10 protein-coding genes, 16 tRNA genes, 1 rRNA gene and 1 riboswitch are annotated in these 14,014 nt (G+C 47.6%); of the genes, 26 read left to right on the forward strand and 1 reads right to left on the reverse strand.

Going from position 1 to position 14,014, the window contains the following annotated elements; translation table 11 throughout:
- The first annotated feature begins 163 nt into the window (after positions 1-163).
- The 20 genes from rrf to thiC all read left to right on the forward strand — a co-directional run bounded on the left by rrf (position 164) and on the right by thiC (position 6,533).
- Positions 164-279: ribosomal RNA gene (gene rrf, locus SB847_RS00005) — 5S ribosomal RNA — on the forward strand.
- Between the two features lie 9 nt (positions 280-288).
- A tRNA-Asn gene (locus SB847_RS00010) sits at positions 289-363 on the forward strand.
- Between the two features lie 5 nt (positions 364-368).
- A tRNA-Ser gene (locus tag SB847_RS00015) sits at positions 369-459 on the forward strand.
- A gap of 36 nt (positions 460-495) precedes the next feature.
- Positions 496-567 (forward strand) — tRNA-Glu (locus SB847_RS00020).
- A 10-nt stretch (positions 568-577) separates the two neighbouring features.
- Positions 578-653, forward strand: a tRNA-Val gene (locus SB847_RS00025).
- Positions 654-660: 7 nt separating this feature from the next.
- Positions 661-737, forward strand: a tRNA-Met gene (locus SB847_RS00030).
- Positions 738-744: 7 nt separating this feature from the next.
- Positions 745-821 (forward strand) — tRNA-Asp (locus tag SB847_RS00035).
- Positions 822-831: 10 nt separating this feature from the next.
- Positions 832-907: transfer RNA gene (locus SB847_RS00040), tRNA-Phe, on the forward strand.
- 3 nt (positions 908-910) lie between these two features.
- Positions 911-983 (forward strand) — tRNA-Thr (locus SB847_RS00045).
- Between the two features lie 11 nt (positions 984-994).
- Positions 995-1,079 (forward strand) — tRNA-Tyr (locus SB847_RS00050).
- 10 nt (positions 1,080-1,089) lie between these two features.
- Positions 1,090-1,163: transfer RNA gene (locus SB847_RS00055), tRNA-Trp, on the forward strand.
- A 29-nt stretch (positions 1,164-1,192) separates the two neighbouring features.
- Positions 1,193-1,268: transfer RNA gene (locus SB847_RS00060), tRNA-His, on the forward strand.
- Positions 1,269-1,277: 9 nt separating this feature from the next.
- Positions 1,278-1,349, forward strand: a tRNA-Gln gene (locus SB847_RS00065).
- A 53-nt stretch (positions 1,350-1,402) separates the two neighbouring features.
- Positions 1,403-1,477: transfer RNA gene (locus tag SB847_RS00070), tRNA-Gly, on the forward strand.
- A gap of 6 nt (positions 1,478-1,483) precedes the next feature.
- Positions 1,484-1,554: transfer RNA gene (locus SB847_RS00075), tRNA-Cys, on the forward strand.
- 7 nt (positions 1,555-1,561) lie between these two features.
- Positions 1,562-1,650: transfer RNA gene (locus SB847_RS00080), tRNA-Leu, on the forward strand.
- Positions 1,651-1,895: 245 nt separating this feature from the next.
- Positions 1,896-1,977 (forward strand) — tRNA-Leu (locus tag SB847_RS00085).
- A 147-nt stretch (positions 1,978-2,124) separates the two neighbouring features.
- Positions 2,125-3,696 carry a Na+/H+ antiporter NhaC family protein gene (locus SB847_RS00090; protein ID WP_410563119.1) on the forward strand — a complete coding sequence of 524 codons (1,572 nt, stop codon included), beginning with the start codon at positions 2,125-2,127 and terminating at the stop codon, positions 3,694-3,696.
- Positions 3,697-3,780: 84 nt separating this feature from the next.
- Complete coding sequence (locus SB847_RS00095) at positions 3,781-4,479, forward strand: Type 1 glutamine amidotransferase-like domain-containing protein (protein WP_101670207.1); 699 nt, start codon at positions 3,781-3,783, stop codon at positions 4,477-4,479.
- Between the two features lie 49 nt (positions 4,480-4,528).
- Positions 4,529-4,639, forward strand: a riboswitch (TPP riboswitch).
- Positions 4,640-4,760: 121 nt separating this feature from the next.
- The gene (gene thiC, locus SB847_RS00100; RefSeq protein WP_101670206.1) at positions 4,761-6,533 is read left to right on the forward strand and encodes a phosphomethylpyrimidine synthase ThiC; all 1,773 of its coding nucleotides are present in this window, start codon (positions 4,761-4,763) and stop codon (positions 6,531-6,533) included.
- Positions 6,534-6,573: 40 nt separating this feature from the next.
- Here the strand turns inward: thiC and SB847_RS00105 are convergent, their stop codons facing one another.
- Positions 6,574-7,929, reverse strand: a complete 1,356-nt coding sequence (locus tag SB847_RS00105) for an FAD-binding oxidoreductase (protein ID WP_038460670.1) — start codon at positions 7,927-7,929, stop codon at positions 6,574-6,576.
- A 259-nt stretch (positions 7,930-8,188) separates the two neighbouring features.
- Between SB847_RS00105 and SB847_RS00110 the strand changes: the two genes are divergently transcribed.
- The 6 genes from SB847_RS00110 (at position 8,189) to SB847_RS00135 (ending at position 13,975) form a co-directional block, all read left to right on the forward strand.
- Entirely contained in the window at positions 8,189-8,368 is a 180-nt protein-coding gene (locus SB847_RS00110; protein ID WP_007610206.1) for an FbpB family small basic protein, read from the forward strand.
- Between the two features lie 2 nt (positions 8,369-8,370).
- Complete coding sequence (locus SB847_RS00115) at positions 8,371-10,092, forward strand: ABC transporter substrate-binding protein (RefSeq protein WP_410563114.1); 1,722 nt, start codon at positions 8,371-8,373, stop codon at positions 10,090-10,092.
- A gap of 68 nt (positions 10,093-10,160) precedes the next feature.
- The gene (locus SB847_RS00120) at positions 10,161-11,117 is read left to right on the forward strand and encodes an ABC transporter permease (RefSeq protein ID WP_007610211.1); all 957 of its coding nucleotides are present in this window, start codon (positions 10,161-10,163) and stop codon (positions 11,115-11,117) included.
- Entirely contained in the window at positions 11,114-12,034 is a 921-nt protein-coding gene (opp4C, locus tag SB847_RS00125) for an oligopeptide ABC transporter permease (RefSeq protein WP_410577672.1), read from the forward strand. Before SB847_RS00120 ends, opp4C begins: the two co-directional genes overlap by 4 nt.
- Entirely contained in the window at positions 12,031-13,017 is a 987-nt protein-coding gene (locus SB847_RS00130; protein ID WP_410563108.1) for an ABC transporter ATP-binding protein, read from the forward strand. The genes opp4C and SB847_RS00130 overlap by 4 nt, the downstream gene beginning before the upstream one ends.
- Positions 13,010-13,975 (forward strand): ABC transporter ATP-binding protein, encoded by a 966-nt coding sequence (locus SB847_RS00135; protein WP_130571239.1) that lies wholly within the window; start codon positions 13,010-13,012, stop codon positions 13,973-13,975. Before SB847_RS00130 ends, SB847_RS00135 begins: the two co-directional genes overlap by 8 nt.
- Positions 13,976-14,014 lie beyond the last annotated feature (39 nt).

Raw genomic sequence — 14,014 nt, forward strand, 5'->3', positions numbered from 1 at the left:
GAGGTGGAAGTGTGGCGACACATGGAGCTGACAGATACTAATCGATCGAGGACTTAACCAATTTGAATGTATGCTTATTGTTATCTAGTTTTGAGAGAATTTTTTCAAAAAAACTCTTGCTTTTTCTGAAATACATAGTATAATAATACATGTCACTAAAACGTCTGGTGATGATGGCGAAGAGGTCACACCCGTTCCCATGCCGAACACGGAAGTTAAGCTCTTCAGCGCCGATGGTAGTCGGGGGTTTCCCCCTGTGAGAGTAGGACATCGCCAGGCAGACTTCATTCCGCAGTAGCTCAGTGGTAGAGCTATCGGCTGTTAACCGATCGGTCGTAGGTTCGAATCCTACCTGCGGAGCCATTTATGGAGAGCTGTCCGAGTGGCCGAAGGAGCACGATTGGAAATCGTGTAGGCGGTAACCCCGTCTCAAGGGTTCGAATCCCTTGCTCTCCGCCACTAATTATCAATACATAACAAACGAAAAAATACCAGGGCCCGTTGGTCAAGCGGTTAAGACACCGCCCTTTCACGGCGGTAACACGGGTTCGAATCCCGTACGGGTCACTTATATGATGGAGGATTAGCTCAGCTGGGAGAGCATCTGCCTTACAAGCAGAGGGTCGGCGGTTCGAGCCCGTCATCCTCCACCATTATCATCGCGGGGTGGAGCAGTTCGGTAGCTCGTCGGGCTCATAACCCGAAGGTCGCAGGTTCAAATCCTGCCCCCGCAACCAAAAAAATGGTCCGGTAGTTCAGTTGGTTAGAATGCCTGCCTGTCACGCAGGAGGTCGCGGGTTCGAGTCCCGTCCGGACCGCCATTTATAAAAAGGCTCGGTAGCTCAGTTGGTAGAGCAACGGACTGAAAATCCGTGTGTCGGCGGTTCGATTCCGTCCCGAGCCACCATTTGCCGGTCTAGCTCAATTGGTAGAGCAACTGACTTGTAATCAGTAGGTTGGGGGTTCAAGTCCTCTGGCCGGCACTCTAAATGATGGAGGGGTAGCGAAGTGGCTAAACGCGGCGGACTGTAAATCCGCTCCCTCAGGGTTCGGCAGTTCGAATCTGCCCCCCTCCACCATTTTATAAATAGGGGCATAGTTTAACGGTAGAACAGAGGTCTCCAAAACCTCCGGTGTGGGTTCGATTCCTACTGCCCCTGCCACTATTTTATTTATTCATCTTCAGATTATGGCGGTTGTGGCGAAGTGGTTAACGCACCAGATTGTGGCTCTGGCACTCGTGGGTTCGATTCCCATCAATCGCCCCATTTTATCATTGGGCTATAGCCAAGCGGTAAGGCAACGGACTTTGACTCCGTCATGCGTTGGTTCGAATCCAGCTAGCCCAGTTGCATTTTTTTAAAAACAACAGCATAAGATGTATTAAGTTCTTTTACATGTTGCGGAAGTAGTTCAGTGGTAGAACATCACCTTGCCAAGGTGGGGGTCGCGGGTTCGAATCCCGTCTTCCGCTCCAAATTACGGCGGCATAGCCAAGTGGTAAGGCAGAGGTCTGCAAAACCTTTATCCCCGGTTCGAATCCGGGTGTCGCCTTTCTATTGCCGGGGTGGTGGAATTGGCAGACACACAGGACTTAAAATCCTGCGGTAGGTGACTACCGTGCCGGTTCAAGTCCGGCCCTCGGCACCAATTTAACTTTGAACGAACTATGTTAAATTGGTCATCAGTTTTCACATTATAAAACATATATGAGAGTGATTTGCATATTGCAGATCACTTTTTTTATATAATAAAAACGTAATGACTATCAATATAAGTTTCTTGCTTGTATCGTATATACTGCATTATCATTTAAAAAACTTTGCTAAAACCGTTGACGTTTTATGAAATACATGTTATATTTATATACGTCGGTTGAACACGACGCATTACATGCCGGTGTGGCGGAATTGGCAGACGCGCACGACTCAAAATCGTGTTCCTTCTGGAGTGCCGGTTCGACCCCGGCCACCGGTATACAAAGGCTTCTACAATATGTAGAAGCCTTTTTTGTTGTATGAAAATATCCTCCAAAGCTTGTGAAAACATGATACGCGTGCAGATTGTATAAATCCGCTTTTTTCAAAGATACTAACAGCAAGTTCTTTGAAAGAGGTGTTTTTTATGGAAGGGACTTGGGCTTGTCTTATCCCATTTATTCTGGTCATTCCCATTTCAATCATTACAAAGCAAGTGCAATCCGGTCTGTTTGTCGGTTTGCTGGTCGGAAGCTATCTTTTGCATCCCAGCTTACTTGGCGGGATTGAACATATGGTTCAATATATAATCAGTAATATTGTCGTCACCAATAATATTAGAATCATTGTGTTTCTATATTCATTTGCCGGTCTTGTAGGGATTATAAAGCTGACCGGCGGGATAAAAGGATTCGTCCATTTGATCAGTAAAAAAGTTAAAACCAAAAAAGGTGCGATGCTGCTTGCATGGCTGTCGACATTTGGCACGTTCAGTGAACCGGACTTTCGCATCGTCACAATTGCACCGATCATGAAAGCTTTAAGCAAGCGTCTGGACCTGTCGAAACAGAAAATTGCGTATGCCATTGAGTTTACGGCAAACCCTGTCATTGCCTTGATTCCGATAGCAACGGCATTTGTCGGCTACATGGTTTCTATTATCGGACAGGCCCTCAAAACGTCAGGAATAGATCAGCCGGCTTACACGGTGTATGTGAAAAGTATTCCCTTCAATTTTTTCTCCTTTGTGATTATAGTAGTCGGAATTTATTACTGCTTTTTTAAGAAACAAAAAGCGGACGAAAGCTTAGAAAAAACAGAAAAGAGCGGACAAACTTCTGCTCGCAAACATAACAAAAATACGGAACCGATTCCGCGGAACAGCGGTGTTTTGCTTTCAAAAGGCTCAGGTTCATTCAACATGGAAACAGGGACGATCTCAGATATTCACGATGAACATACGGGAATGTTCGAAAGGGATGAGCATGCTGACCAGCAGGAGGAGCTGGATTCGGCGCACCGTGCTTATATTAAGGAAACACCGATTCGGCCGTGGAATTTAATCATTCCGATCGGGCTGTTTTTGCTATTAACACTCTTTCTCAGCTGGTGGGACGGCCATTCAAAAGCACAAGGGTTTTTGAATGCTTTTATCAAAAGCGATATGCTTGGCGTCATGTTAACCGCATTATTGGCAGCGGTTATTGCAGCATTTGCTCTTTTTATGTTTCAGCGTTTTCATGCAGGCGAGCTTGTTACCCATTTTATTAAGGGCGGAAACGAATTGGTCAACGTTATTATTATGTTATCGCTGATTTGGGCCGTAACAGCAGTATCTGAAGACCTTGGATTCTCGAAATATGTTACTTCTCATTTAACGTCATGGATCCCTCATATGTTTATTGCGCCGTCTCTTTTTATACTGGGGGCTGTTATATCCTATTTTATCGGGTCATCCTGGGGGACTTGGGGGCTATTAATGCCGCTCGGCGTAACGCTGGCGGTTCAGTCACATACCAGCTTATTATTAGCGATCGGGGCTGTGTTTGCGAGCGGAACATTTGGAGCGTTTGCTTCTCCTCTCAGTGATAATACGGTGACAACCTGTACGGTGTTGGGGATCGATGTTGTGAAGTATGCCCGTTCGAAGCTTGTTCCGGCGCTTATTGCCGCAGGGATCTCCGTTGTGTTATACGGTGCGTTTTCATTTTTCAGATAACAAATACTTTTTGAAGGCGTTATCCGAAATTGGGATAACGCCTTTTTATGAGCTGTTATACTAGAGAAAAAAAGAGGTGATGACGTGAAGCAGATTATTGCAATGGGCGGCGGGGGGTTTTCCATGGAGCCGGATCATCTTGTGCTGGATCAGTATATTTTAGAGCAGTCGGCGCGGTCAACGCCGAAAGTTTGTTTTTTGCCGACGGCAAGCGGAGATTCGGAGAATTATATCGGCAGGTTTTATCAGGCCTTTCAAAAGCTGCGGTGTGAGCCGGATCACTTGTCGTTGTTTAAACCGCCGGGTTCTGATCTCAGATCCTTTCTCATGAAGAAAGATATTATATATGTCGGAGGCGGAAATACGCGCAATATGCTTGTCTTATGGAAAGAGTGGGGGCTTGACCTTATTCTTCGTGAGGCTTGGGAAAACGGCATCATGTTGGCGGGTCTCAGCGCCGGGGCGATTTGCTGGTATGAAGAAGGGTTGACGGATTCAGCTGGAGATTTGAGAGAGTTAAGAGCTTTAGGATTTTTGCCGGGCAGCTTTTGTCCGCACTATGACGGAGAAGCGGAGCGCCGGCCGGTGTATCACCGTCTGATTTCAGAAAAGAAACTCAGGGAGGGCTATGCCGCTGATGACGGCGTTGCGCTTCATTATAAAGACGGTCAGCTGTTCCGGGCTGTCTCTTCCCGGGAAACCGCAAAGGGTTATCGGGTTTTTAATACCGAAGAAGGCGTTCGGGAAACAGAGCTTATGACTGTCCCGTTATCTGAATTTTGATAATATGCTTTTTTTTGTACACAACTTGTGTTACGATGAGAGCGAAATCAATAGTTACTGGGGGTGCCCGTCTGAGCGGGCTGAGAGAGAAGCGGCGGCTTCTTAACCCTTTGGACCTGATCTGGTTCGTACCAGCGTGGGGAAGTAGAGGTTTTATTATTGTTGAGGACAATAATAATAGTTTCTTTCTGACTGCAAAACCGGGTTCTTCTTTGAACCCGGTTTTTTTGTGCTGGTGCTGAGCTTGGTTCTGTTATTCAAATGATAAAGGAGAGATTTGTATGCAAAATCAATCAGTACAGCAAGCGAACATTTCCATTATGTCGAGTTTTTCCGGCAGTAAAAAGGTTTATGCAGAAGGTTCTTCGCCCGATATACGAGTGCCGATGCGGGAAATCAGTCTGAGTGCGACTACGGGGGCATTCGGGGAAGAGGAGAATGCGCCGGTCCGTGTTTATGATACGAGCGGGCCGTATACAGACCCGGATGTACAGATTGATATTCTTAAAGGGCTGGGGGCGCTCCGCACAAAGTGGATTACCGGGCGCGGCGATGTAGAAGAATATAACGGACGGACCGTGAAGCCTGAAGACAACGGTTATAAAAAAGAAGATCATGCTGCCGAATACCCCGGCCTACAGCGGAAACCGCTTCGGGCCAAGCCGGGGAAAAATGTAACACAATTGCATTATGCGAGAAAAGGCATCATTACGCCGGAAATGGAGTTTATCGCAATACGTGAGCATGTGTCTCCCGAATTTGTCAGGGAAGAGGTGGCGAGCGGACGGGCGATTATTCCTTCTAACGTCAACCACCCGGAAAGCGAGCCGATGATTATCGGCCGGAATTTTCATGTGAAAATCAATGCAAATATCGGCAACTCGGCTGTTACATCTTCTATCGAAGAAGAAGTCGAAAAAATGACGTGGGCGATTCGCTGGGGCGCCGATACGATGATGGACTTATCCACGGGAAAAGACATTCATACGACGCGTGAATGGATTATCCGCAACTGCCCCGTGCCTGTGGGGACGGTGCCGATTTATCAGGCGCTTGAAAAAGTGAATGGCATTGCCGAGGATTTAACGTGGGACATTTATCGTGACACATTGATTGAGCAGGCGGAGCAGGGCGTGGATTATTTCACCATCCATGCCGGCGTATTGCTTCGTTATGTCCCGTTAACGGCCAAACGCACGACGGGAATCGTATCCCGCGGCGGGGCGATTATGGCGCAATGGTGCCTGGCTCATCATCAGGAAAGCTTTCTGTACACGCATTTTGAAGAAATTTGTGAAATCATGAAGACCTATGATATCGCTTTTTCACTTGGTGACGGGCTTCGCCCCGGTTCGATTGCGGATGCCAATGATGAAGCGCAGTTTGCGGAATTGGAGACTCTCGGAGAATTGACGGAGATTGCGTGGAAGCACGATGTGCAAGTGATGATCGAAGGACCGGGTCATGTGCCGATGCATAAAATTAAGGAAAACATGGACAAGCAGCTGGAAATTTGTAAAGAGGCGCCTTTTTACACGCTCGGGCCATTAACGACGGATATCGCTCCGGGTTATGACCACATTACTTCAGCAATCGGCGCGGCGATGATCGGCTGGTACGGGACGGCGATGCTTTGCTATGTCACGCCGAAGGAGCATTTGGGGCTGCCGAATCGTGATGATGTAAGAGAAGGCGTCATTACGTACAAAATCGCGGCACATGCCGCAGACCTTGCTAAAGGGCATCCGGGTGCACAGATCCGTGACGATGCTCTGTCTAAGGCGCGGTTTGAATTCCGATGGCGTGATCAATTTCATTTGTCGCTTGATCCTGAAAGAGCAATGGAATATCATGATGAAACGCTGCCGGCTGAAGGCGCAAAAACGGCTCACTTCTGTTCGATGTGCGGTCCGAAGTTCTGCAGCATGAGAATTTCTCAGGATATTCGTGATTATGCGAAGGAAAACGGACTTACTGAAGACGAGGCCGTCAACGAAGGGCTGAAAGAAAAAGCAAAAGAGTTTGCAGAAAAGGGAAACCGTTTATATCAATAAAAGAAAAGATGAAGATGGAGTTTGCCCATCTTCATCTTTTTTAGAAAAACGGTGAACGGCGAAGCGGCGGAATGCTCTGCTCAAAGCGGAATATATTTTCGGGATCATATTTCGTTTTGACTTGACGGAGGCGGTGAACATTTTCTCCGTAATATGTTTGCAGCCAGTTTCTGATTTCTCTATCAGGCCAATTCACGTAATCTCCCATCGTTTCTCTTGATAGGGACGTTCTCAATCCTTCGATCCAGCGGACATTTTGTCTTTCTTCTTCAGCAGATGTCCAAGTTGTAATATATTCTTGGGCAATGATTGCGTTACGATAGTAGAATGCCGTTTGGTCCGGAGCGATCCGTCCGGCCGCCCCGCCGAGAGATTGCTGCCAGACACTGGCGTTTTCGTTCGGAGCGTGCTCTAAATAGCGCTTTAAAGTGGAAATCGCGCGTGTTGATAATGGTTTTTCAATAAAGGATCCTGACCGCTTCATCTTTTGCGGCTGATTGCCTCCCGGGCTGTTAAAAAAGGCTGCCGCTTTAATAAATGGCACTGTCTTGACCATGCCGCTTGTCGGTTTTCCCGCTTTCATTAACGGAGCCAGCAGTTCTTTCAGCTCATCCTTTGTCCCGGTAAATTGACCGAGCGCTTCTATGCGGTTTACTTCTTTAGGCCAGAACTGAATTGATGAGGTAAGCCGGTTGTCTGTAAATGGAGCCCATCGCTGCCATGTGTTAAATACTTCCTCAAAATCATCCCAGCCCCAAGTGACAGAAAAAACAGACACGCACGAGATCGGCACGGCTTTAAACATCATGGATGTGACAATGCCGAAGTTGCCTCCCCCTCCTCCCTGAGACGCCCAAAATAGATCAGAGTGCTTTGAACGGTTGACTGTGATCAAGTCAGCACCCGCTTTTTCGTCTGCTATGATCATTTCGAGCTGGAGAAGACGATCGCAAGTAAGTCCGGCTGTCCTTGTTAAATATCCGATTCCTCCCCCGAGCGTCAGCCCCGTGATTCCCACATTCGCAATGGTTCCCGCAGGAAGGGTCAAGCCGTACCGCCAGAGTGTCCGGTAGACTTCCCCCAATTCGGCTCCCGCTTCAATCGAGACCAGCCGCTTATCCTCATTTACTCTTATTTTCTTCATTTCACTGAGATCAATGACTAGTCCGTCATTTAACAGGGAAAAATTTTCGTAGCTGTGTCTTCCGCCTCTGATACGGAAAGGCACATTGTTCTCACGTGCCCATCTCAGCGCATTGAGGGCGTCATGTTTATTTTGACAAAACACAATGATGTCTGGATATCTTTGCAGGCTTAAATTGATATTGGTTCTCGCAGCATTATAGTCCGGGTCATCTTTTTTGACGATGCGACCGGTCAATGTTGTCTTTTCCACATTCTCACTCACTTTCACTTGTAATCTGCTATGTTTTCTAGCATATGCGGAAAAATGAGAGAGTGTATGAGGAAAACCCCCGGAAGGAAACGATATTTTAAATTATAGTTGACAGGTAGGGATTATATGAATTAACATAATCATTACATATTTCCAAACGATGGCTGATCGGATCACCGAAGGCTCTTATCTTTTAAACAGATAAGGGCCTTTTTTGCGTGAAAGTCATTGAATGAAATGAAAAGCGGAGGGATGAAAAGTGGCGTTAAAAAAGGTATCACATGTGCGCAAAAAGAGCAAAAAACGAAAAAAGTACAGAAAACGCACATTGAATTTCGAACTGCTTGTAGAGAAAAACAAACGGGAGATTATGAGAAATGAGAAACAGATGGAGCAGATTTATATAAAGATAGATGAAAAGCATGCGGGGGTTCGATAAAGATGAAGGAGAGAAAATGGAGGGTAAAAACAACGGTACTCGCGCTGTCGGTATCCATCATGTTATCAGGGTGCGCGTTAGGGAGTGCCGGAGAAGAACCGTCATCTGCGGCGGATAAAAAGGAAGAAACACGTATCGCCCATGTCAAGACAAAGGAATTTAAAGCTTCTCATCCGGCGGCGATTCCCGCTAAATCGAAAGCCAGAACTGACACTTTTGTTGCTGGGATTTCCGCGCCGGGCGGCGTTTTTCTGCCGTACTTTTACGAAAACGGCTGGGACGGAAATGCGACAGAACCTATTTTTGAACCGTTAGTCAAACTGGATAAAACGGGGAAGCCTGCCCCGGCTCTTGCGGAAAGCTGGAAAATTTCCAAAGATCAGCTTACCTACACGTTCCGTTTAAGAAAAAATCTCGTTTTCAGCGACGGTTCACCGCTGACCGCAAAGGATGCCGCATTCACTTTAACATTGCTGCATGATCCTGCATACGCGGGCTATGAAGATATCACCACGGCCTATATTAAAGGCGGCAAGGCTTACAAAGAACGAAAGGCAAAGACGATAGAAGGCATTCGCGTCCTTGATGACAGAACCATTCAAATCACGACTGAGAAAGTCAGTGCGAAGTCGCTGCTTCTTTTAGGCGGGCAGGTGCTGTCAGAAGCTTACTACGGAAAGAATTATCGATTCGGCAAACTGGACTATTTAAAAGAGCTTTATGCCAAACCGCTCGGAGCGGGGCCTTACCAATTTACAGAATATCTTCCGGGACAGGAAATACGCTATCAGGCTAATGAACACTATTATGCCGGAAAACCGAAAACGGAAAAGCTGATTTATAAAATTATCGATCCGTCAACTTCCCTTCAGCTGTTTGAAACGGGTGACCTTGATTACGCTTCTTTCTCACCTGATGATGATACGGTTCAGCACTTAAAAAGTCTCGGTTTTGCCAATATAAGCGTATCTGTCGTGAATGATTACGGGCTTGTGTACGTCAATCACAAGCGTCCGCCTTTTCAAGATAAGAAAGTGTCCCAGGCGCTTATTTACGGACTTGACCGTCAAAAAATCGTCGATGTCCGCTTTAAACGCTACGGAGAGGTCGCGAATGTGCCGGTGTCTCCGGTTTCGTGGGCTTATGATGACAAAGGTGTCAATCGGTACGCGTTTAACCCTGAAAAAGCCAAAAAGCTTCTCGATGAAGCAGGCTGGAAAACGGGCAAAGACGGTGTACGTGAAAAAAACGGCAAAAAGCTTGAAATCAGCTATTACACGTCTAAAGCGGATGATGATTTCATCCCGATCGCGAAAGAAAATTACGCGGACATCGGAATCGCATTAAAACCGGAAGTGATGGATTTTAATACGGAAGTAGCGAAAATAAATGACAAACAATATGACCTTGCCGCCGTTTCCACCTCGCAGATTCTTGATCCGAATGACACGGTGGAAAAGCTGGCTTCCGGCCATCCCAATAATGTAACGGGATATTCCAATCCGAAAGCGGACCGGCTGATAGAGAAAGGAGCCGGCACGCTTGATATCAGCAAAAGAAAAGAGATTTATCACCAGCTGTACCGGGAGCTCGGGGAAAACCCGCCTTACATTCTGATTCATTACCGTCAGAGCGCAAGGGCGGTCAGCGGAAAAATAAAAGGGCTTGAGCCTGACAATTATTCTGGAATCAGTTCAAGTCTCTCAAATGTCTCAATTCAATAAAACGGTTGGGCAAAATACCCGGTGCATCCTGGGGATTTTGCCCTTTCAGCGGAAAGGAGGGGCTTTTTATGAAACGGTATGCCGCAGAACGATTCATTCAAATGCTTGTAATCTTATTCGGTACGTCCTTTATTATTTTTTTCTTATTCGCCATGCTGCCGGGCGACTATATTGATTCCAATGTCAATCTGACTCCGGAAAGAGCGAAGGAGTTAAAAGCGCTTTACGGGCTGGATCAGCCGATTTGGCAGCGCTATGTGACGTGGCTCGGAAATGTGCTTAGCGGAGATTTTGGGTTTTCTTTGAAATATCAGGAGAACGTCCTGTCACTGCTTCGGAAATATGTCTGGAATTCGTTTTTTGTCGCGTTTTTGGCGTTGCTTGTCACATGGTCAGCCGCGATGATAACGGGTGTCATATCCGCTGTCAGGAAATACTCATGGTTTGACGGGATCGTGACGTTTCTTGTTTTTGCTTCCATGGCGTTCCCGTCTTTTTTTATCAGCCTTCTGTTTATTAAGTGGTTTGGGGTGGATTTGAAAATATTGCCCGTCGGCGGGATGATTGATACCGGAAGCACGAGTACAGGTTTTTCGTACGTGCTTGAAGCCGCCAGACATATGATTCTTCCGGTCGTGATTTTATCTATGCTCGGCATCGGCTCGCTGACAAGGTATTTCCGCTCCGGCATGCTGGACGTGATCAGACAGGATTATATCAGAACAGCGAGAGCGAAGGGATTGAAAGAGCGCACCGTCATCTGGAAACATGCGTTGAAAAACGCGCTCATTCCGGCCATCACCCTGCTTGCTTTTGAACTGCCGGGACTGTTTTCCGGAGCCATCATTATTGAACAGATTTTCGGGTGGCCGGGTGTCGGACGTATTCAGCTGGAATCTGTGCATTATCGTGATTATCCGGTTTTGATGGCGTTTACCTTGTTTTTGTCTTGTTTAACGATTGTGGGGAACTTCTTGGCGGATATCGCTTATGCCGCGGTTGATCCGCGGGTCAGGCTGAAATAGGGGGTGTTCGGAATGAAAAAAAAAAAGGGGTGCCGCCTTCTCTTTGGAAGCAGACGTACCGCCGCCTGCTGCAGCATAAGCTGACGGTCATCAGTCTTCTTTTCTTATGTTTTATGTTTTTATTGTGCTTTATCGGGCCGTCTTTTTCTCCGTACATAACAGATCGGACGGATATTTCAAATGCCAATCAGCAGCCGGGAATCCATCATTGGCTGGGAACCGACCAGTACGGGAGAGATGTGCTGACGAGGCTGATGCTGGCGGGGCAGATTTCTCTGACTGTGGGGCTTGCTTCAATGGTGCTGTCGCTTGTCATCGGTTCTTTACTCGGGGCTGCGGCCGGATTTTATCGGGGAGCCGCTGATATGATCATTATGCGCATCGCTGATATGCTCATGTCCATCCCGGGCCTGCCGCTGCTTTTGATTTTGGCTACGGTGATGTCGGAGTGGAAAGTGCCTTCTGAATACAGAATGTACCTGATTATGATGATGTTAAGCCTGATCGGATGGCCCAGTTTGGCGCGGCTTGTACGCGGACAGATTTTGTCGCTGAAGGAGCAGCCGTTTATGATGGCCGCGGAAGTTTTGGGGCTTAGTGATAAACGGAAAATCCTCTATCATTTGCTTCCCAATACATTGCCGTTATTACTGGTAGCGGCGACTTTGCATGTGGCGGGAGCGATGCTGAGTGAATCGGCGCTGAGTTTTCTCGGGCTTGGCGTTGCTCCGCCGACACCTTCTTGGGGAAACATGATGGAAGCGGCGAATCATTTTATGGATTTTACACTCCGCCCGTGGCTGTGGATTCCGCCGGGAACGGCCATTTTTCTGACCGTTGTGGCGATTCATCTGCTTGGAGACGGTTTAAGAGACGCTTTTGATCCTAAGGTAAAACGGCAGGTGAAAATGAAATGAAAAAACCGCTTTTAGAAGTAAGGCATTTGGAAACGGCTTTTTATACAGAGGAGGGGGCGGTAAGGGCCGTGGACGATGTCAGCTTTACGATACATGAGGAGGAAACGGTTTGTATTGTAGGGGAGTCCGGCTGCGGGAAAAGCATGGCGTCATTGTCCATTATGCAGCTTCTTCCCGAGACGGGGAGAATCGAACGGGGAGCGGTGCATTTTTCCGGACGGAAACTGTTGGAATTGAAACCAAAAGTCATGCAGAAAATCCGCGGCAGCGAAATCGGGATGATATTTCAGGAACCGATGACATCTTTGAATCCGGTGTTTACGATCGGTGAGCAGCTGACCGAACCGATTCGCGAACATTTGTTGCTGAGTAAGAAAGAAGCATGGCGGAAGGCCGTTGAACTGATCACGTTAGTGGGGATCCCGCATGCCGAGCAGGTTATGCACCAATATCCTCATGAGCTGAGCGGCGGCATGCTGCAGCGCATCATGACGGCTGTCGCGCTAAGCTGCGAACCGAAATTGATCATTGCCGACGAGCCGACGACAGCGCTTGACGTAACCATTCAGGCGCAGATATTGGATTTATTGCGGGATATGAAAAAGCAATTTCGCACGTCTATTTTATTCATTACTCATGACCTTGGCGTGGTTGCTGAAATGGCTGATTATGTGATTGTCATGTATGCGGGAAAAATTGTGGAGGAAGGACCGGTTGCAAAGCTGTTTTCTGATCCGAAGCATCCGTATACGAAAGGGCTGCTCGCGGCCAAGCCGGTTATCGGTCAAAGAAGGGAGATGCTGTACACCATTCCGGGGCAGGTCCCCGAGCTTGCGGACCTGTCGGGATCGTCTTGTTATTTTGCGGACCGATGTGAACACAGCACGGAAATATGCCGGAAATCGAGCCCGCATTTTACTGAATTCGGGAAGGGGCATCAGGCGGCGTGCTGGCTTTACAGAGAGGAGAAAGCAGATGAGTGATGTGTTGCTGGAGGTCAAGGGGCTGAAAAAATATTACGAGGAGCATGGGGGGATGAGAAAGACCCGCAAAAATCCCGTAAAAGCAGTTGACGGTGTCAGTTTTACGATAGGAAAGGGAGAAGTGTTCGGCTTAGCGGGAGAATCGGGCAGCGGAAAGTCATCAATCGGCAAAACCATTTTGAGGCTTCATGAAAAAACAGAGGGAGAGGTGTTTTTTCAGGGGCGTGATGTGTTTCGGATGAGCCGGCGCGAGCTCAAAACTTTCAGATCGGAAGCGCAGCTCATTTTTCAAGATCCGTTCAGTTCTTTAAATCCCCGGCGCCGGATCGGAGAAGCCATCGGTGAAGCGATGATCGAGCATCAATTGGCGGTGAAGCGGAACGCGCGTGATAAAGCGGCGGAAGTTCTTGAAGCCTGCGGACTTTCCGCAAACTTTATCGATCGATATCCGCATGAATTTTCCGGAGGGCAGCGGCAGCGGATCGTGATTGCAAGAGCGATGGCGCTCAAGCCGCAATTTATCATTATGGATGAACCCGTGGCGGCGTTAGATGTCTCCATCCAGGCGCAGATGATCAATTTGTTCAGCAGCCTTCAAAAACAGCACGGGCTGTCATATTTGTTCATTTCTCATGATTTAAGCGTGGTGGAGCACTTATGTACGAAGGTCGCCGTTATGTATTTAGGGACGATTGTGGAATACGCGTCAAAAGAGGAGCTCTTTTCACGGCCGCTTCACCCTTATACGAAAGCGCTGTTATCAGCCGTGCCTGTTCCTGATCCCGGAGCGAAAAGGGAGCGGATAATTTTAAAGGGTGATATACCGAGCCCCTCTGATCCGCCTTCAGGCTGTAAATTCCGAACGAGATGCCCGGCAGCCAAGAAGATATGTGCTGAGAAAAGTCCGGCGCTGTCAGAAAAAGGGCTTCATCATTTTGCGGCATGCCACTTCGTGTAATTGAGAAAAAAACGGTTTTATTGATAATAAACAGGAAAA

Source organism: Bacillus sp. SIMBA_026 (assembly GCF_046535335.1).
GTDB classification, from domain to species: domain Bacteria; phylum Bacillota; class Bacilli; order Bacillales; family Bacillaceae; genus Bacillus; species Bacillus velezensis.